Origin of the sequence: Microbacterium sp. NPDC057741 (assembly GCF_042798735.1) — a bacterium.
Lineage (GTDB): Bacteria > Actinomycetota > Actinomycetes > Actinomycetales > Microbacteriaceae > Microbacterium.
Genome location: NZ_JBHVJW010000001.1, coordinates 811,018 through 827,790, shown reverse-complemented (window position 1 = coordinate 827,790; position 16,773 = coordinate 811,018). Strand labels below are relative to the sequence as shown.

The 16,773-nt window shown below is 70.0% G+C and carries 21 protein-coding genes and 1 tRNA gene; 13 read left to right on the top strand and 9 right to left on the bottom strand.

What is annotated here, in order from left to right; genetic code table 11:
* The first annotated feature begins 5 nt into the window (after positions 1 to 5).
* Together paaI and ACFVDO_RS04020 are read left to right on the top strand one after the other, a co-directional pair.
* On the top strand, positions 6 to 431 hold the full coding sequence (gene paaI / locus ACFVDO_RS04025; RefSeq protein ID WP_378858854.1) for a hydroxyphenylacetyl-CoA thioesterase PaaI: 426 nt from the start codon (positions 6 to 8) through the stop codon (positions 429 to 431).
* Positions 428 to 1,210, top strand: a complete 783-nt coding sequence (locus ACFVDO_RS04020; RefSeq protein ID WP_378858855.1) for an enoyl-CoA hydratase/isomerase family protein — start codon at positions 428 to 430, stop codon at positions 1,208 to 1,210. Before paaI ends, ACFVDO_RS04020 begins: the two co-directional genes overlap by 4 nt.
* Here ACFVDO_RS04020 and ACFVDO_RS04015 read toward each other — a convergent pair.
* Positions 1,197 to 1,802, bottom strand: a complete 606-nt coding sequence (locus ACFVDO_RS04015; protein WP_378858856.1) for a TetR/AcrR family transcriptional regulator — start codon at positions 1,800 to 1,802, stop codon at positions 1,197 to 1,199. The genes ACFVDO_RS04020 and ACFVDO_RS04015 overlap by 14 nt on opposite strands.
* 112 nt (positions 1,803 to 1,914) lie before the next feature.
* On the opposite strand from ACFVDO_RS04015, the gene ACFVDO_RS04010 reads away from it, so the two are divergent.
* A complete protein-coding gene (locus tag ACFVDO_RS04010; protein ID WP_378858857.1) occupies positions 1,915 to 2,109 on the top strand; it encodes a hypothetical protein in 195 nt (64 codons plus the stop codon).
* A 61-nt stretch (positions 2,110 to 2,170) separates the two neighbouring features.
* On the opposite strand, the gene ACFVDO_RS04005 is transcribed toward ACFVDO_RS04010, so the two are convergent.
* The 4 genes from ACFVDO_RS04005 to ACFVDO_RS03990 form a co-directional block, all read right to left on the bottom strand.
* Entirely contained in the window at positions 2,171 to 2,737 is a 567-nt protein-coding gene (locus ACFVDO_RS04005) for a hypothetical protein (protein WP_378860143.1), read from the bottom strand.
* Positions 2,738 to 2,785: 48 nt separating this feature from the next.
* The gene (locus ACFVDO_RS04000) at positions 2,786 to 3,592 is read right to left on the bottom strand and encodes an inositol monophosphatase family protein (RefSeq protein ID WP_378860142.1); all 807 of its coding nucleotides are present in this window, start codon (positions 3,590 to 3,592) and stop codon (positions 2,786 to 2,788) included.
* 85 nt (positions 3,593 to 3,677) lie between these two features.
* Positions 3,678 to 3,753 (bottom strand) — tRNA-Lys (locus ACFVDO_RS03995).
* Between the two features lie 95 nt (positions 3,754 to 3,848).
* Positions 3,849 to 4,409 (bottom strand): histidine phosphatase family protein, encoded by a 561-nt coding sequence (locus tag ACFVDO_RS03990; protein WP_378860141.1) that lies wholly within the window; start codon positions 4,407 to 4,409, stop codon positions 3,849 to 3,851.
* Between the two features lie 82 nt (positions 4,410 to 4,491).
* Here ACFVDO_RS03990 and ACFVDO_RS03985 point away from each other — a divergent pair, with 82 nt between their 5' ends.
* Complete coding sequence (locus tag ACFVDO_RS03985; RefSeq protein WP_378860140.1) at positions 4,492 to 4,989, top strand: hypothetical protein; 498 nt, start codon at positions 4,492 to 4,494, stop codon at positions 4,987 to 4,989.
* 4 nt (positions 4,990 to 4,993) lie between these two features.
* On the opposite strand, the gene ACFVDO_RS03980 is transcribed toward ACFVDO_RS03985, so the two are convergent.
* From ACFVDO_RS03980 to ACFVDO_RS03970, 3 genes are read right to left on the bottom strand one after another with little or no spacing between them, the layout of a single operon-like run.
* Positions 4,994 to 5,476, bottom strand: coding sequence for a YbaK/EbsC family protein (locus ACFVDO_RS03980; RefSeq protein WP_378886831.1), 483 nt, complete (start codon positions 5,474 to 5,476; stop codon positions 4,994 to 4,996).
* Positions 5,477 to 5,512: 36 nt separating this feature from the next.
* On the bottom strand, positions 5,513 to 6,736 hold the full coding sequence (locus ACFVDO_RS03975) for an MFS transporter (RefSeq protein ID WP_378858459.1): 1,224 nt from the start codon (positions 6,734 to 6,736) through the stop codon (positions 5,513 to 5,515).
* The gene (locus tag ACFVDO_RS03970) at positions 6,733 to 7,164 is read right to left on the bottom strand and encodes a MarR family winged helix-turn-helix transcriptional regulator (RefSeq protein WP_378858460.1); all 432 of its coding nucleotides are present in this window, start codon (positions 7,162 to 7,164) and stop codon (positions 6,733 to 6,735) included. The genes ACFVDO_RS03975 and ACFVDO_RS03970 overlap by 4 nt, the downstream gene beginning before the upstream one ends.
* Before the next feature lie 129 nt (positions 7,165 to 7,293).
* On the opposite strand from ACFVDO_RS03970, the gene ACFVDO_RS03965 reads away from it, so the two are divergent.
* The 9 genes from ACFVDO_RS03965 to ACFVDO_RS03925 are packed head-to-tail and all read left to right on the top strand — an operon-like array spanning position 7,294 to position 15,809.
* Entirely contained in the window at positions 7,294 to 8,481 is a 1,188-nt protein-coding gene (locus ACFVDO_RS03965) for a substrate-binding domain-containing protein (protein WP_378858461.1), read from the top strand.
* Positions 8,482 to 8,491: 10 nt separating this feature from the next.
* Positions 8,492 to 9,271 (top strand): ABC transporter ATP-binding protein, encoded by a 780-nt coding sequence (locus tag ACFVDO_RS03960; protein WP_378858462.1) that lies wholly within the window; start codon positions 8,492 to 8,494, stop codon positions 9,269 to 9,271.
* A complete protein-coding gene (locus ACFVDO_RS03955) occupies positions 9,268 to 9,978 on the top strand; it encodes an ABC transporter ATP-binding protein (RefSeq protein ID WP_378858463.1) in 711 nt (236 codons plus the stop codon). Before ACFVDO_RS03960 ends, ACFVDO_RS03955 begins: the two co-directional genes overlap by 4 nt.
* On the top strand, positions 9,975 to 10,850 hold the full coding sequence (locus tag ACFVDO_RS03950; protein WP_378858464.1) for a branched-chain amino acid ABC transporter permease: 876 nt from the start codon (positions 9,975 to 9,977) through the stop codon (positions 10,848 to 10,850). Before ACFVDO_RS03955 ends, ACFVDO_RS03950 begins: the two co-directional genes overlap by 4 nt.
* Positions 10,847 to 11,956: a branched-chain amino acid ABC transporter permease gene (locus ACFVDO_RS03945; RefSeq protein ID WP_378858465.1), complete on the top strand. Its 1,110-nt coding sequence runs from the start codon at positions 10,847 to 10,849 to the stop codon at positions 11,954 to 11,956. Before ACFVDO_RS03950 ends, ACFVDO_RS03945 begins: the two co-directional genes overlap by 4 nt.
* Complete coding sequence (locus tag ACFVDO_RS03940; protein ID WP_378858466.1) at positions 11,953 to 13,497, top strand: class I adenylate-forming enzyme family protein; 1,545 nt, start codon at positions 11,953 to 11,955, stop codon at positions 13,495 to 13,497. Before ACFVDO_RS03945 ends, ACFVDO_RS03940 begins: the two co-directional genes overlap by 4 nt.
* The gene (locus tag ACFVDO_RS03935) at positions 13,481 to 14,164 is read left to right on the top strand and encodes a TetR/AcrR family transcriptional regulator (RefSeq protein ID WP_378858467.1); all 684 of its coding nucleotides are present in this window, start codon (positions 13,481 to 13,483) and stop codon (positions 14,162 to 14,164) included. The genes ACFVDO_RS03940 and ACFVDO_RS03935 overlap by 17 nt, the downstream gene beginning before the upstream one ends.
* Positions 14,161 to 14,913, top strand: a complete 753-nt coding sequence (locus ACFVDO_RS03930) for a 3-hydroxybutyrate dehydrogenase (protein WP_378858468.1) — start codon at positions 14,161 to 14,163, stop codon at positions 14,911 to 14,913. The genes ACFVDO_RS03935 and ACFVDO_RS03930 overlap by 4 nt, the downstream gene beginning before the upstream one ends.
* Before the next feature lie 32 nt (positions 14,914 to 14,945).
* Positions 14,946 to 15,809: an alpha/beta fold hydrolase gene (locus ACFVDO_RS03925; RefSeq protein ID WP_378858469.1), complete on the top strand. Its 864-nt coding sequence runs from the start codon at positions 14,946 to 14,948 to the stop codon at positions 15,807 to 15,809.
* Between the two features lie 95 nt (positions 15,810 to 15,904).
* Here the strand turns inward: ACFVDO_RS03925 and ACFVDO_RS03920 are convergent, their stop codons facing one another.
* Positions 15,905 to 16,699 (bottom strand): IclR family transcriptional regulator, encoded by a 795-nt coding sequence (locus ACFVDO_RS03920; protein ID WP_378858470.1) that lies wholly within the window; start codon positions 16,697 to 16,699, stop codon positions 15,905 to 15,907.
* Positions 16,700 to 16,773 lie beyond the last annotated feature (74 nt).

Sequence of the window (16,773 nt, the reverse complement as noted above, 5' to 3'; positions counted from 1 at the left end):
GTGAGATGGACCCGCAGCAGCTCGCCGAGGCATGCGCGGAGCGGATGTGGTCCACGGATGCCGCGAGCCAGGCGCTCGGGATGAGCATCGAGGGCGTCGGGCCCGGCGCCGCGACGCTCGCGATGACCGTCCGCACGGACATGGTGAACGGTCACGGCATCTGCCACGGCGGGCTGATCTCCGCACTCGCGGACAGCACCTTCGCCTTCGCCTGCAACAGCCGCGGCACGGTCACCGTCGCCGCCGGCTTCGAGGTGGACTTCATCGCGCCCGTCGCCCTCGGCGAGCGGCTCGTCGCCGAAGGGCGCGAGACCGTGCTGCGCGGCAGATCGGGCATCTACGATGTGGTGGTGCGCCGCGACGAGACCGTCGTCGCCGTCTTCCGAGGGCGCAGCCGCTCCCTCGGCCGTCCGGTACTGGAGGATTCATGACCGACCCGGTCCTGCTCGAGCGCGACGGCGGCGTCGCCGTCATCACGCTGAACCGCCCCGAGGGCCGCAATGCGCTGAACGTCGCCCTGAAGACCGCCCTGGTGGCTGCGGTGCAGGATGTCGCGGCGGATGAGGCGGTGCGCGCCGTCGTGCTCGAGGCGAACGGTCCGGCCTTCTGCGTCGGCCAGGATCTCGCCGAGCACGCGACGCAGCTGGCGAGCGGCGGGGGAGCGGCGGCCGCGATCAGCACCGTTCGCGACCACTACTCGCCGCTGGTGCGCGGTGTGATGACCATGCCGAAGCCGGTCGTCGTGGCTGTCGACGGCGCGTGCGTGGGCGCCGGGCTCGGGCTGGCGCTGGCCGGCGATCTGCGCGTCTTCGGCGCGGGCGCGAAGCTCGGCACGGCCTTCACGGGTATCGGGCTGACCTTCGACACCGGGCTGTCCTACACGCTGCCTCGCTCGATCGGCGAGGCGCGGGCTCGTGAGCTGATCCTGCTGCCGCGGATGTTCGGGCCTCAGGAGGCGATCGACTGGGGAATCACCGGCGAGATCGCCGACGACCCCCGCGCGCGGGCGCGCGAGATCGCCGGGCTGCTCGCACAGGGGCCGACGACGGCCTACGGCGAGAGCAAGCGTCTGCTGGTGGATGCCGAGGCGCTGGAGGCGGCGCTGGAGGCCGAAGCCGTCTCGCAGGAGCGCAGCGGATCGACGCAGGACCACCGCGATGCGGTCGAGGCGTTCCTCGCCCGTCGGCCGCCGGTGTTCACCGGGAAGTAGGCCGCCGCAGCCCGTCGATCGCGACGGAGAGCACGTCATCGGCCAAGCCCTCCGGATCGATGGCACCGTCGGGCCGGTACCACTCGACGATCGAGTTGATCATGCCGAAGATCAGGCGGGTGATGGTGCCGGCACCGATGTCGTCACGGAGCAGCCCCTCGTCCTGCGCCCTGCGCACGAGCGAGGACACCCGCTGATCGAAGGCGCGGCGACGCTGCAGTGCCGCGAGTTCGATCGGGCTGTTCCCGCGCAGGCGCAGCAGCAGCGTGACCTGCGGCTGCTGGGCGGTGAGCACGCGGACGGCGCCCCGGATGCCCTCGTCGAGCTGTGCGGCGACGGTACCGCGTTCCATCGCCTCGTCCAGAGCGCCTTCGAGCCCGCCCAGCGCGCTGTCGAGTGCGAGCTCGAGCAGCTGCTCCTTCGAATCGAAGTGGTGGTAGAGCGCGGACTTGGTGAGACCAAGGCGAGTGGCGAGGTCGGCGACCGAGGTCGCGTCGTAGCCCTGCTCGTTGAACAGATCGACGGCGATCTGCAGCACCTGCTCCCGGCTGTAGCCGGGGCGTCCGCGGCGCGCGGTCTGCGGTGCGGTCATCGCGGGGCTCCCTCCGTGCGCATACGCGTCAGCGCGTCAGCATCCTGGATCAAACGTAGCGGGCCGACGGCGCTAAGCTGGAGGGACACTGCCCGAATCCGAGAGGACCGTCATGGCCGCATTCATCGCCTTCATCATCATGTTCGTCGGCGGAATCTACCTGCTCGGTGCGGCATTCAGCCTCACGGCCTACCAGGCCCTGGTCTTCATCGCGGGCATCCTGCTCGTCAGCATCGCGCTCGGCATGCTGATGCGCCAGCGCGGTTCCGCTACGCGTCGCTCGAACAACTGGTCGCAGGACAGCTGACCCACTGACATCGAACGCGCGACGGCCATCGGCCGTCGCGCGTTCTTCGTGTCCGGGCGGGTCACTTCCAGTCGATGAGGACGAGGCCCTGCTTGGTGTCGGCGTACTTCACCCAGCCGTCACCGAACTGGTAGGTGAGTCCGTAGCCGTCGTCATCGGTCGCGAAGGCATACTTCGGGTCCTCGGTGATGACGCCGTCCTCGCCGTCGACGCGCTGCCAGCCCTCGGAGATCAGAGTCGACTGCGCCTTTGACGCGGTCTGCGCGTCGATGGGCGCCCAGCCGTACTGCTGGCCATGGTCGGATGCCGTGGAGTAGTCGGCCCAGCTGCACAGGATGCCGCCGTCGAGGACGAGTTCACCGATGGTGAAGTCGGCGGACTCGGCGGTCCAGCCCTGGTCCTCCAGGCCCTTCACGGTGCCCTCGGAGATGATCGTCTCGCAGGTCGGGTCGGCGCCCTTCGTGGGCGCGGGCTCCGGCTCCTCGGCCGCTGCGGTCGCCACCGGGGTCTCCACGGGCTTCTCCGCTGCGCTCTTCGTGGGCGCGGGTTCGGGCGAGGGCGCGCAGGCGGTGATCGCGAGAGCGAGTGCCAGGATGCCGGTGGCGGCGAGGGGGATGCGGGGGTTCATCGTCTCTTCGTCGGTTCGGTCGGGATGCGGGGGCATCGCCGAGGCGGTTCAGCTCGCGGCGTTGCGAGTGAAATCGAGGATGGCGTCGTGCAGCACGCCGTTGCTCGCGAGTGCGGAGCGGTCGGTGATCGAGTCGGAGCCGTCGAAGGCGCTGAAGCGGCCACCTGCGGCACGGACGATCGCCACGGCGGCCGCGATGTCGTACTCCTTGACGTCGAACTCGGCGACCATCTCCAGGCGTCCCTCGGCGAGCAGCATGTAGCTGTAGACGTCGCCGTAGGCGCGGTCGCGCCAGACGCGCTCGGCGAGCGCCAGGAGTTCGGGCAGATGCCCGGCATTCGCCCACTGGGTAATGCTCTGGAAGCTCACGCTCGCGTCATCGAGGGAGTCGACCTCCGAGACCGTGATCGGCCGGTAGCCGCCGTCGGCGTTGGTCCACGCGCCCCGGCCCGTCACGCCCCACCAGCGGCGCCCCAGCGCGGGCATGCTGACGACGCCGACCGTGGGCACGCCGTCGATCGCGAGCGAGATCATGGTGCCCCACAGCGGCACACCGCGCAGGAAGTTCGCGGTGCCGTCGATCGGGTCGATGATCCACTGGCGGTGCGTGTCGCCGCCGGCGCCGAATTCCTCACCGAGGATGCCGTCGCCGGGGCGCTCTGTCGTGATGATGTCGCGGATGGCGCGCTCGGTGGCGAGATCCGCATCCGTCACGTGCGAGCGATCGGCCTTCAGCGACACCTCGAGATCCGCGGCGTCGAACCGCGGCAGCGACTGCGCATCGGCCGCATCGGCCAGCCGGAGGGCGAGCTCGAGGTCGGCGTCGAGGGAGCGGTCCGCAGAGGAGAGGGTCACGATCTCAGACTAGTGGGCGAGGCGTGAGAACAGCCTGACAACGAGAAACCCCGCCTCATCGAAGAACCTGATGAGACGGGGTATTTGGTGCACCCCCTGGGACTTGAACCCAGAACCCACTGATTAAGAGTCAGTTGCTCTGCCGATTGAGCTAGAGGTGCGTGTTGCTTGTCCGGCAACGAGGAATTACGTTACCAGTCGCGGGGGTCCTGGACAAATCCGTGCAGCACTCCCGGGCGCGTCGTCGTGCCACGGCTCAGAGGCGCGCATCATCGTTGAACCGTGTGAGCGCGATCTCACCGTTCGCACGGCGCTGGAGCTCTGTGACGGTCGAGTTTCCGACGGGAAGCAGCATCCAGGTCGAGGGCGGCGCGGAAAGTGCGGATGCGACGAAGCTGCCGATGACGAACGCGTGGGTCACGACAACGAGCGCACCCGTCTCGCCGCTCAGCATCCCGGTGAGACGATGCCAGCCGGCGCGCAATGCGGAGCCGTCCTCGTCCTGCTCCTCGGCAGGGGTCTCGCGCAGCCACTCCCACCGGTGCTCCGGATAGTCGCTCCAGCGCTTCGCCGAGGGCATGGGCGTGCGATCGTCGAGGAAGGACTGGGTCTCGTACCCCTGGCCCAGACGGTGCGCGACGACGGACGCCGTCTGCCTGGCACGTCGCCGTGGGCTGCTCAAGACCCGCACAACGGGCTGGGTCGAGAGTCGATCCGCGAGAAGGCCGGCCTGGCCCTCGCCGACGGCGCTGAGTGCGGGGTCGGCGTCATCGTGACCTTCGGCCTGGGCATGGCGCACGAGGAGGAGTCGATCCATCCGAGCAGTCTGGCAGACGACGCGCCCGGCTCTTCCGTCCCGCGCATCCTGGTGGGATCATGGCACTCACGAGGAGGCTCCCATGATCGAACTCGACGAGATCGACACCGACGAGGACGGCGCGCTCACGGCGATCGCCGAGCTTCCGGGCGGACGGCGCGTCACTGTGCAGTACGACTTCGACGACGACTTCGACCTCGATGAGGGGGACGACGACGAACTCGACGACCAGGAGGACGACGACGGAGGAGGGGGAGGCATCGATCCGGAGAACCTCCCGGACCTCGACGAGATGCAGGCCACGGCCGAGCACGCACTCGCGCGGTTGAGCGAGGAGACGCTGGACGGCATCGAGCGAGAGGTCGTGCGCGCCCTCGCCGAGGCAGCGGCCGAGGACGACGAGTCCGATCTCGACGACCTGCTGGTCGACCTCGCCGACGACATCGCCCTGGACGGCGTCGTCGTCTTCGGCGACGGCGGCATCACGCTGCTCTACGTCGCGACCGACAACTTCCCCGACACGACCGTCTACTGCCTGCTCGACGACGACCTGGAGATCGACGACCTGATGGTCGAGTAGGGCTTCACGCCACGCGGACGAGCGATCCGCCGGTCATCGTGCGCAGCTGCTCGAACGTGAGCGGCATCACCGAGTGCGGCGTGCCCGCCGCCGCCCAGATCTGCGGATGCCGCTGCAGATCCTCATCGAGGAACGTGCGCAGCGGGGCGGGGTGGCCCACGGGGGCCACCCCGCCGATCGCCTGACCGGTGACCTCTCGCACGAGAGAAGCGGGAGCCATGGCGACCTCGGCCGCGCCAAGCGCATGTGCGAGGACGGCGAAGTCGACCCGGTGCGCACCGCTGGTCATCACCAGGACCGGGTCGCCGTCCGCCGTGAGCACGAGGCTGTTCGCGATCGCGCCGACCTCGCAGCCCACGGCCCGTGCGGCCTCGGCCGCGGTGCGGGCCGAGTCCGGCAGCACGACGACGCGGGTGTCGACGCCAGCCGCGGCCAGATGCTCGACCACGATGCGCGTGCGCGGGGGAAGGGGCTGCTCGGTGGTCACGACGTCATCGTCTCCTCGGCTCGGGGGAGATGCGGCTCAGGCCGCATCCCCCACGAGGATAGCCTCGGCGTCCTCTCCCGCGCCCTCGCCCTCGTCGTCGATGTGCGCGAGCACCCTGCGGCCGAGGAAGACGGTGAGCGCGGCGATCAGGACGGACGCGGCGGCGAACAGATACGGCACCGTCGCGTTGTAGTGGTGCCACAGCAGCGCCGCCAGCGGCGGGGCGGCCGCGCCGCCGAGGAAGCGCACGGCGGAGTAGGACGACGATGCCACCGCGCGAGGCAGATCGGTGGCCTCCATGACCGCCTCGGTGAGGACGGTGTTCATGATGCCGAGGAACAGGCCGCCGACGATGATGCAGACGACGAGCCAGACGGCGCTGGTCACGACCAGGCCCGCGACGATCAGGTCGATCGCGAGCAGCGGCAGCACGGTGAGGATGATCGTGGTGCGACGCATCCGGCGCATCAGCACCGGTGCGACCCAGACGCTGGTGACTGCCAGGGCCACACCCCAGCCGAAGAACGTGAAGCCGATGCCCATCGCGCCGAATCCGAGCGGGAAGGGCGAGAATGCGAGCAGCACGAAGAAGCCGATGTTGTAGAACAGGGCGGCGACGGCGAGGATCGCGAGCGCCGGCCGACGCAGCGCGGTGAACGGCGCCGAGAAGGGCACCGGCTCGCGCTTCTCGCCCTTGCCGCGCACCAGGGTGAGCACGGCGATGAAGCCGATGGCCATCAGGACGACGACGCCGAAGAACGGGCCGCGCCAGCTGACCTCGCCGAGCAGACCGCCCAGCAGCGGGCCCACGGCGATTCCGAGACCCAGGGCGGCCTCGTAGAGCACGATGGCCGCGGCGCTGCCGCCGGATGCTGCGCCGACGATCGTCGCGAGCGCCGTGGAGATGAACAGCGCGTTGCCGAGACCCCAGCCGGCGCGGAAGCCGATCACGGCCTCGACACTGCCGCTCGTGGCGCAGAGCAGGGCGAACACGACGATCAGGCCGAGTCCGGTGAGCAGTGTGGCCTTGGCGCCGATGCGGCTGGACACCCAACTGGTGATGAGCATCGCCAGGCCGGTGACCAGCAGGTAACTCGTGAACAGCAGTTCGGTCTCGACCGGGGTCGCCTTGAGCGAGTCGGCGATCGCCGGCAGGATCGGGTCGACGAGGCCGATGCCCATGAACGCCACCACGCAGGCGAACGCCACCGCCCATACCTGCGCGGGCTGTCTCCAGACCGATCCTGTGGTCGTACTCATTCAGATTCTCCTGTTTCTCTGCTGTGGTCGTGCAAGATCTGCGCCGCGCGGGCGAGGATGTCCCAGTCCTCGTCGGCGAGACCGGCGAAGCGCGGCGCCAGGGCTGCGCGGAAAGTCGTCCGCCAGGCCTGGATCGCGTTACGCCCCGCGTCGGTGATGCTGACGAGCGTCGCCCGCGAGTCCTCCGGATCGTGCGTGCGCACCACCAGGCCCGCACGCTCGAGGTCGCCGATGAGCCGCGTCATCCCGGGCTGGGTCGTGCGCGCGGCAGCGGCAAGGGCGCCGATGCGCTGCGCCGGTCTCTCCTCGAGCAGGCTGAGCGCCCGCCACTGAGCGGCGGGGGCCTCGTTGCGTGCATCCTGGGCGGCGATCCGCCCGAGTGCGTACGACGACAGCACCATCGTCGGGATGATCTCGTCACGATCCATACCAAGGAGTATATACCGACTGGTATGTATATGGATGCGCTTGACGGATCGAAGGATGGGCTCGTAGCATTCCAGATATCTGAATCACCTTTCAGGTGTCCCGACCTTCCACTGTTGAAAGGCGTCCCCATGCGGGTTACGAAGAAGTTGCTCCTGGGATCGGTGCTCGCAAGCGCCGCCCTCGTGATGTCGGCCTGCGCGCCGCAGCCCGGTGCCGCGACCGGAGGTGATGGGCCGGCAGAGGTCCGCGCCGCCGTGATCACCAGCGAGAGCGGCCCGCTGGCGGGGTACGGCAAGCAGTACCTCGACGCATTCAAGGCCGGCCTCGACTACGCCACCGACGGCACCGGAGAGGTGGACGGCACGAAGATCGTCGTCGAGTACCGGGACGACACCGGTGACCCGGACACCGCGGTGACCGCGGCCAAGGAGGTCATCGGCGACGGCGTCAACATCCTGCTCGGCAGTGCCTCTTCGGGCGTCGCCCTCGCCGTGGCCGAGCAGGCCGCGCAGAACAAGGTGCTGTTCATCTCGGGCCCGGCCGCGGCTGACGCGATCACGGGCATCAACGGGTACACGTTCCGCTCCGGCCGTCAGTCCGCGCAGGACGTCGCGACCGCCGGAACCTTCCTCGATGACCTTAACGGCAAGAAGGTCGTCGTCTTCGCCCAGAACAACGCGTTCGGCCAGGGCAACGTCACGGCCGTGCAGGACATCCTGGGTGGCCAGGGCGCCACCGTCGAGCCTGTGCTCGTCGCCGAGGACGTCACGGAGTTCACGCCCTTCGCGCAGCAGGTGCTCACCGCGAAGCCCGACCTGGTCTTCGTGGCCTGGGCCGGCGCGACATCCGGTGCGATGTGGCAGGCGATGAGCCAGCAGGGCGTCCTGGACGACATCCCCGTCGTCACCGGCCTCGGCGACTCGCCCACGTTCGGCGCGTACGGCGAGGCATCCGAGAAGATCAGCTTCCTGAATCACTACTTCCCCGGCGCACCCGACAACAAGGTCAACACCGCGATGGTGAAGGCGATCGAGAAATCCGGCGGCACGCCCGACCTGTTCAGCCCGGACGGCTTCAACGCGGCGATCATGCTCGTGCAGGCCGTCAAGAAGGGCGACGGCGACGTCGACAAGATGGTGAAGGCGCTCGAGGGCTTCGAGTTCGACGGGCCGAAGGGCAAGAACACCGTCCGCGCCGAGGACCACGCGCTGATCCAGGACATGTACCAGGCGAAGCTCGTCGCGAAGGACGGGTCGTTCGTGCCCGAGCTCGTGAAGACCGTGCCCGGCGCCGACGTGGCTCCCGCAGAGAAGTGATCCGCGCAGCATGACAGAACCCGCCCCGCCCCCGCCCGCAGGCGCCGCGCTGCGCGTCGAAGGGCTCGGGCTCCGCATCGGCGGAGCCACGATCCTCCAAGACGTCGCACTCGACATCGCCCCCGGCGCGCTCGTCGGCGTGATCGGCCCCAACGGAGCCGGCAAGACCACGCTGTTCAACGCGATCTCCGGCGTGCTGACGCCGACGTCGGGCCGCATCCTGCTAGACGGCGACGACATCACCCGGATGCCGGTGCCGCAGCGGGCGCGGGCGGGACTGGGGCGCACGTTCCAGACCTCGAGCCTGTTTCCGAGCCTCACCGTCCTCGAGAACGTGCGGCTGGCCGTGCAGGCCACGGAGGGCGGCAGCTACTCGCTGTTCCGCTTCCCCCGGCGAACCGATGCCGAGACGCTGCGCGCCGTCGAGCTGCTGCTGGCCGTCGGCCTCGAGCACCGACGTGATGCCAGGGCGGGCGACATCAGCCACGGCGACAAGCGCAAACTCGAGATCGCCGTGCTGCTCGCCACCCGATCACGGCTGGTGCTGCTGGACGAGCCGATGGCCGGCGTCGCCTCCGGCGACGTCGCCGGCCTGGTCGAGAACATCCGCGAGCTGCACCGCGAATCCGGATGCACCGTGCTGATGGTCGAGCACCACATCGACGCGCTGATGGGCCTGGTGGATCTCGTCGCGGTGATGTACTTCGGCACGATCATCGCGCTGGACACACCGCAGCGCATCATGGAGAACCCGACCGTGCAGAGCGCGTACCTGGGCACGGCGGCATGAGCGCCCCGATCCTTCAGGTCAGAGGACTGCAGGCGTCGATCAACGGCCAGCAGGTCGTCGAGGACGTCAGCTTCGAGGTGCCGGCCACCGGTATCACCGCGGTGCTCGGCCGCAACGGCGTCGGCAAGACCTCCACCCTTCGCGCCGTTCTCGGCCTGATCCAGCGCCGTGGCGAGGTGCTGCTGGACGGCGAGCGCATCGACGGCCTGCCGACCCATCGCATCGTGCGCCGCGGCGTCGGCTACGTGCCCGAGGACCGCGAGGTGTTCTCCGCCCTCACCGTCGCCGAGAACCTCGCCCTCGCCGAGCGGCAGTCCGCTCCGCGTCGCGAGTTCGTCGCCGAGCTGTTCCCCGATCTCGTCGCGCGGCGCGACCAGCGCGCCGGCACACTCTCGGGCGGCCAACAACAGATGGTCTCGGTAGCGCGGGCCTTGCTGAACGACAACCGACTGCTGCTCGTGGACGAGCCGACCAAGGGCCTCGCGCCGAAGATCGTCACCGAGGTCGCAGACGCGCTCGCCGAGGCGGCCAAGACCGTGCCGATCCTGCTCGTGGAGCAGAACCTCGACGTCGTGCGGCGCCTGGCCGCGGGCGCGGTCGTGATCGCCGGTGGACGCGTCGTGCACACCGGCCCGGCGTCCGACGTGCTCGACGACGCCGACCTCACCCGTCGCCTGCTCGGCGTCAGCGCGGAGGCCGTCTCGTGAGCACTCTCATCCTCACCCTCGTGATCGGCGTCGGTCTCGGCGCCCTGTACTTCCTCGTCGCCAGTGGCCTGAGCCTGATCTACGGCCTCATGCACGTGCTGAACTTCGCGCACGGAGCCTTCCTCACCCTCAGCGCGTTCGTGGGCTGGGCAGTCGCGCAGGCGCTCGGCACAGACTCATGGTGGTCGTTCCTGCTCTCGATCCTGGTGGGTGGGCTGGTCGGAGCGGTGTTCGCCGCACTCACGGAGCTCGTCCTGATCCGGCCGCTGTACGAGCGGCACATCGAGCAGGTGCTCGTGACCGTCGGGCTCTCGTTCGCTGCGGTCGCCCTGTTCGAGGGCATCTGGGGCACCGATGCCGTCAACGTCAAGGGACCGGCGTGGCTCGGGCAGACCACATCGATCCTCGGTGCCAGCATCCCGAACAAGTACTGGGTGCTCATCATCGCGGCGGTGCTCGTGCTCGCCGGCCTGGTGCTGTTCCTGAAGAAGACCCGGTACGGGCTCATCATCAGGGCGGGCGTCGAGAACCGCGCCATGGTCACCGCGCTCGGCATCGACGTGCGCCGCTCGTTCACCCTGGTGTTCGCGATCGGTGGTGCGGCGGCCGGCATCGGCGGGGTACTCGCTATGCACGCGCTCACCTACGTGTCGGCCCACCTGGGGTCCACCCTGCTGATCTTCGCGTTCATCGTGACGGTGGTGGGCGGCCTCGGCTCGTTGGCGGGCGCGGCCGTGGCATCCGTGCTCGTGGCGGTGCTGCAGCAGGTCGCGAACACCTACCTGGGCGGCACCGGCGACTTCATCGTCGTGGTGCTGCTGGCGGTCGTGCTGCTGGTGCGCCCGCGCGGACTGATGGGGAGGACGGCATGACCCGCTCGGCCCGGTTCCTCCCGATCGCGATCGGCGCCGCCTTCGTGGTGCTGCTCGCCGTGCTCCCGCTGCTGAACCTGCAGCTGCCCGGCATCCTGCCCGGCCCAACGTACACGCCGGGCACGCTGGCACTGCTGTCGTTGTGCATGGTCTTCGCGGCGCTCGCGCTGTCGTACAACCTGCTGCTCGGCACCGCGGGCATGCTCTCCTTCGGCCACGCGCTGTACTTCGGTGCGGGCGCCTACGGCCTCGGCATCCTGCTCAAGGCGATCGATCTGCCGCTCGTGCCCGGTGTCTTCGCGGCGCTGATCGGAGGCATGGTGATCGCACTGGTGACCGGGGCGATCGCGATGCGCGTGGACGGCATCCCGTTCGCCATGGTCACCCTCGCGTTCGCGCAGGCCGGCTCCGTGCTGGTGCGCCGCAACCAGCGGATCACCGGTGGCGAGGAGGGTCTCGCGCTGGAGACGCGGAACGTGCCCGACTTCCTGGTCGGCGTGGTGAACACGCGCAACCTGTACTGGATCTCGCTCGTCGTCGTGGTGCTCGTGTACCTCGTGGTGCTGTGGGTCGACCGCTCCCGACTCGGCCATCTCGCCGCCGCGGCGCGCGAGAACGAGCTGCGCGTGCGGGTGCTCGGCCTGCGGCCGGGCCGCGCCAAGCTCATCGTCTTCGTCATCGCCGGGGTGTGCGCGAGCCTCGCCGGCATCGCCTACCTGCTGCTGCAGTCGGGTACGCAGCCCAGCGCCGTCGGCGCCGATCTCACCATCACGGTGCTCGTCATGGTGGTGCTCGGTGGCGTCGGCTTCCGCTGGGGTGCCATCGTTGGTGGCGTGCTCTACACGATCCTCGATCAGCGACTCACCGTGCTCGCCAGAGCCGATGCGATCCAGCAGCTGCCCGACGTGCTGCGGGTGCCGCTGTCCGAGCCGCTCTTCCTGCTCGGAGTGCTTTTCATCCTCGTGGTCATGTTCCTGCCCGGCGGGATCGCGGGCACGGTCGACGGCTGGCGCCGCCGACGCGGTGGGAGGACGGATGCGGCGGGACTGACCGCCCTGGAGGGCGGCGAGGCGTTCGGGGCGCAGCCCGCGGAGGTGAGTCGATGAGCACCGCGGACGGCGTGCACACCCTGGGCCGCTGGCTGCGCGATCGCGCGGCGGCTATGCCGGAGCGGATCGCGATCGACGACCGCGGCGTGACGACCACGTACCGCGAGCTGGCCGCCCGGTCCGGGCGGCTCGCGCGGCGCTGGACGGATGCCGGCTACGGCCCCGGCCTGCGCATCGCGACGGTCTCGGGCAACTCGGCGGACCACGTCGTGGCGTTCTTCGCCTGCGCGATGTCGGGCATGGCCTTCGTGCCGCTGTCCTGGCGTCTCACCCCGGTCGAGCTCGGAGCGCTCGTGCAGCGCGCCGAGCCCGCGTTGCTCCTCGTCGATGATGAGCATGCGGCGCTCGCGGCGGCGGCGGTCAGGCATGTCGACGACGAGGAGCGGCCGCAGGTCGCCGGTCTGGGTGCGACGGGCGTCGAGACCGACGGCCCCGCAGCGCGGCATCCGGTCGTCCCTCGGCCCGTGCGCGACGGCGACCCGCTGCTGGTGATCTTCACCTCGGGGAGCGAGGCCGCGCCCAAGGGCGTCGTGCTCAGCCATGAGAACTGCTTCTGGAACAACCTCGCTCTCGGTCAGGCGATGCCGTTGACGGCCGACGACGTCGTGCTGTCGATCCTGCCGCAGTACCACGTGGCGGCGTGGAACGTGCAGCCGCTGCTGGCGTGGTGGACCGGGGCCACAGTCGTTCTGGAGCGCTCGTTCGACCCCGGTCGCGTGCTGCAGCTGGTCGCCGAGCGCGGGGTCACCACGATGATGGGCGTGCCCACCCAGTACCGCATGCTGTGCGACAGCCCGCGCTGGGCGGACGCCGACCTCTCCTCGCTGCGTCGCGTCGTGGTGGGAGGGGCGACCATGCCGGCCGATCTCGCCGAGGACTGGGCAGCGAGGGGAGTGCCGCTCACCCAGGGCTACGGGCTCACCGAAGCCGGTCCGAACGTGCTGCTCCTCGACGCGGCCGAGACCGGCCGGCACCGCGGCGCGGTCGGACGCCCGTACCCGTCGGTCGAGGTGCGCCTCATCGACCCGACGAGCGGGCTGGAGCTCGAGGGCGCAGGCTCGGGTGAGCTGCAGGTGCGCGGCCCGAGCGTCTTCTCCGGCTACCTCGACGATCCGGATGCCGCCACGCGCGCCTTCGCGGACGGCTGGCTGCGCACCGGCGACCTCGTGCACCGCGACGAGCACGGGGTGCACAGCGTGGTCAAGGACATCTACGTGTCGGGTGGTGAGAACGTCGCGCCGGCCGAGGTGGAGCGCGCGCTGCGCGGGCATCCGCTGGTGCAGGACTGCGCAGTCGTCGGCGTGCCCGATCCGGTGTGGGGCGAGCGGGGCGTCGCGTTCGTCGTCGCCCGTGCCCCGCTCTCGGCCGATGAACTGCTCGCGTTCGCGCGGGAGCGGCTCGCAGCCTTCAAGCTTCCGGTGCGCGTCGCGTTCGTCGACGACCTGCCCCGGTCGACGATCGAGAAGATCGCCCGTCCGCGACTGCGGGCGATGGCGCAGCAGCTGAGAGAGGACGACGCCCATGAGCGCATCCGTTGACGCCCAGGAGACCCCGGTCTCGCCCGCGACGGGCCGCCCGCTCACCAAGCGCGGCGAGGCCACGCGTGGTCGGCTGCTCGAGGCCGCCGAGGCGGTGTTCGCCGAGCACGGCTACCACGAGGCGTCGATCGTGAAGATCACCGAGCACGCCGGCGTCGCGCTGGGCACGTTCTACCTGTACTTCGACAGCAAGCAGGCGATCTTCGAAGCGCTCGTCGTCGATCTGAACCGTCGTGTCCGGCACTCGATGTCCGAGGCGATGGAGGGGGCGTCCGATCGCATCGAGGCGGAGCGCCGCGGCTTCGAGGGGTTCTTCCGCTTCACCGCCGAGCATCCGGCGCTCTACCGGGTGGTGCGCGAGGCCGAGTTCGTCTCTCCGAAGGTGCTGCGCCTGCACTACGAGCGGATCGTCGAGGGCTATCGCGACGGTCTCGCCGCCGCTCAGCAGCAGGGCGAGATCGCCGAGGAGCTCGACACCGAGGTCGTCGCGTGGGCCCTGATGGGTGCCGGTGAGCTGATCGGCATGCGCTACCTGCTCTGGGAGCGCGGCGAGGCGGGCCGCCCGCCGGCCGCCATCGACCCGGCGGTGCTGGACGGGATGAGCGGGTTCATCAACAGGGCGCTGCGGCCTGATACGGGCGCCGCATCGAAGGGGGAGAGCAGATGACCGAGCAGGATCTGGCCGGACGGCGCGCCGTCGTCACCGGCGGCGCGAGCGGGATCGGTCTCGCCTGCTCACGGGAGTTCGCCTCCCGGGGCGCGCACGTCGTCATCGCCGACCTGAACGGTGAGGCCGCCGCGGCCGCGGCGACCGAGATCGGAGGAGAGGCCTGGGTCGTCGACCTCTCCGACACCGAGCCGCTGGAGACGCTCCGCCTCGACGCCGACATCCTGGTGAACAACGCCGGCATCCAGCGCGTCGCGCCGATCGAGGAATTCGATCCCGCCGCGTTCCGCCTCATCCAGCGCATCATGCTCGAGGCGCCGTTCCTGCTGATCCGGGCGGCACTGCCCCGTATGTACGAGCGGGGCTGGGGGCGGGTGATCAACATCTCGAGCGTGCACGGGCTGCGGGCGAGCGCGTTCAAGGCGGCCTATGTCGCGGCCAAGCACGGGCTGGAGGGGCTGTCGAAGGTCACCGCACTCGAGGGCGGGCCGCGCGGCGTGACCAGCAACTGCATCGACCCCGGCTACGTGCGAACGCCCCTGGTCGAGAAGCAGATCGCCGATCAGGCGAAGGTGCACGGGATCCCCGAGAGCGAGGTGGTCGAGAAGGTGATGCTGACCGAGAGCGCGATCAAGCGGCTCGTCGATCCCGTCGAGGTCGGCTCGCTGGCCGGATGGCTCGCGTCGGAGCGCTCGGGCATGGTCACCGGCGCCTCGTACACCATGGACGGCGGATGGAGCGCACGCTGATGCCTGCATCGCACAGTTACCGAACGATCGACGTGCCCGTGTCCGGGGGCGCGCTGCGCGTGGGCATCTGGGACCCTGCCGGGGTCGCGGACCCGGCATCCGTCCTGCTGATCCACGGCGTCACCGCTTCGCACCTCGCCTGGCCGTTCGTCGTCGACCAGCTGCCCGGCATCCGTGTCATCGCTCCCGACCTGCGCGGTCGTGGCGCGAGCAACGACATCGAGGGCCCGGCGGGCATGAGCGCGCACGCCGACGACCTCGTCGCCGTGCTGGACGCGCTCGGCGTCGACGAGCTGCCGGTGGTGGGGCATTCGATGGGCGGCTTCGTCGCGGTGGTGCTCGCGCACCGGCATCCCGAGCGGGTGACCGAACTGCTGCTCATCGACGGCGGTCTGCCGCTGGACGTGCCGGCGGGCATCGACCCCGAGGTGCTGGTGCAGCTGATCCTCGGGCCGACCGCGGAACGGCTGTCACGACGCTGGTCGGGGGTCGAGGAGTACACCGACGAGTTCTGGCGCCCGCATCCGGCGTTCGCCGAGGACTGGAGCACCGCGCTCGAGGAGTACGTCGCCTACGACCTCGTCCCCGACGGAGACGCGTACCGCCCGGCCACCAGCTACCGCACGACGGTCGACGACACGCTCGACATGAACACCGGCACGGCGCTTCCAGAGGCGCTCGCGGCGCTGTCGAAGCCGACGCTGCTGCTCACGGTGCCACGAGGACTGCAGAACGAGACGCCAGGGCTGTATCCGCCCGCGCATCTGGGGCGGCTGCTGGAGGCGTTCCCGCAGGTGCGTCACGTCGCGCTGGACGACCTGAACCACTACACGGTCGTGATGAGCGGACGGGGAGCGGAGGCGCTGGCGCCGCACCTGCCGCGCCCCGCTCGTTGAGCGCCCTTCGTCTCGCTGCGCTCGCTCAGGACCCGGGACTCCGCAAGCTCGGCTCCTGAGCGAGGAGCGCGGCGACGAGACGAAGGGGCAGGCAGTCAGCGCCGCGAACCGGCGATCCGCGAGGAGAGCTGGTGCGCGTGCGCGAGCAGCGTGCGGCCGAGCTGGGGCAGTCGATCAGGGCCGAAGCGGAACTCGACGCCGGTGAGGCTGAGCGCCCACTCCGGACGGCCGTCACGGTCGAAGACCGCGGCGCCCATGCCCCACGACCCCTCCACGATCAGACCGGGGTTCACGGCGTAGCCGCGGGCCTTGGTCTCGGCGAGTCTGGCGCGCAGCGGCTGCATGCCGTGCACGCGCCCCCACCGCTCCGGCAGCTCGGGATGCCGGTCGAGGTAGGCATCCACATCGTGGTCAGGAAGGAACGCGAGGATCGCCAGGCCGGCGCTGGCCACTCCGAGCGGGAACCGAACGCTCTCGCTGAGCACGAACGACCGGATCGGGAAGGACCCCTCCTCGCGCAGCAGGCAGACGGTCTCGTCGGCGCGCCGCACGGAGAGGAACGCGCTCTCCTCGGTCTTCACCGCCAGCGACCGCACGATGTCGCGTGCCAGCTCGGTCACGTCGTAGCGCGCTGCGGCGACGGTTCCCATCAGATACAGCTCTGGACCGGGCATCCACAGCGCTGTCGCGCGATCCTGGTCGACCAGGCCCTCCACCTGCAAGGCGGTCAGCAGACGGTGCGCGGTGGACCGGCTGAGGTCGGCGTCCCTTGCGAGCGTCTGCAGCGATGCGCCGTCGGCCGCCGCGGTCACCAGGCGGAGCAGACGCGAGGCCCTGGCGATCGCCTGCGCGCCCGGCACCGTGCGCCTCGACGAGGATGTCGATTCCATAATGTGGACGCTAGTCGTCGCGGCGACCACATCGCAAGCATCCGGTTGTCGTCGCCCGCGGCGGAGGCGGATGC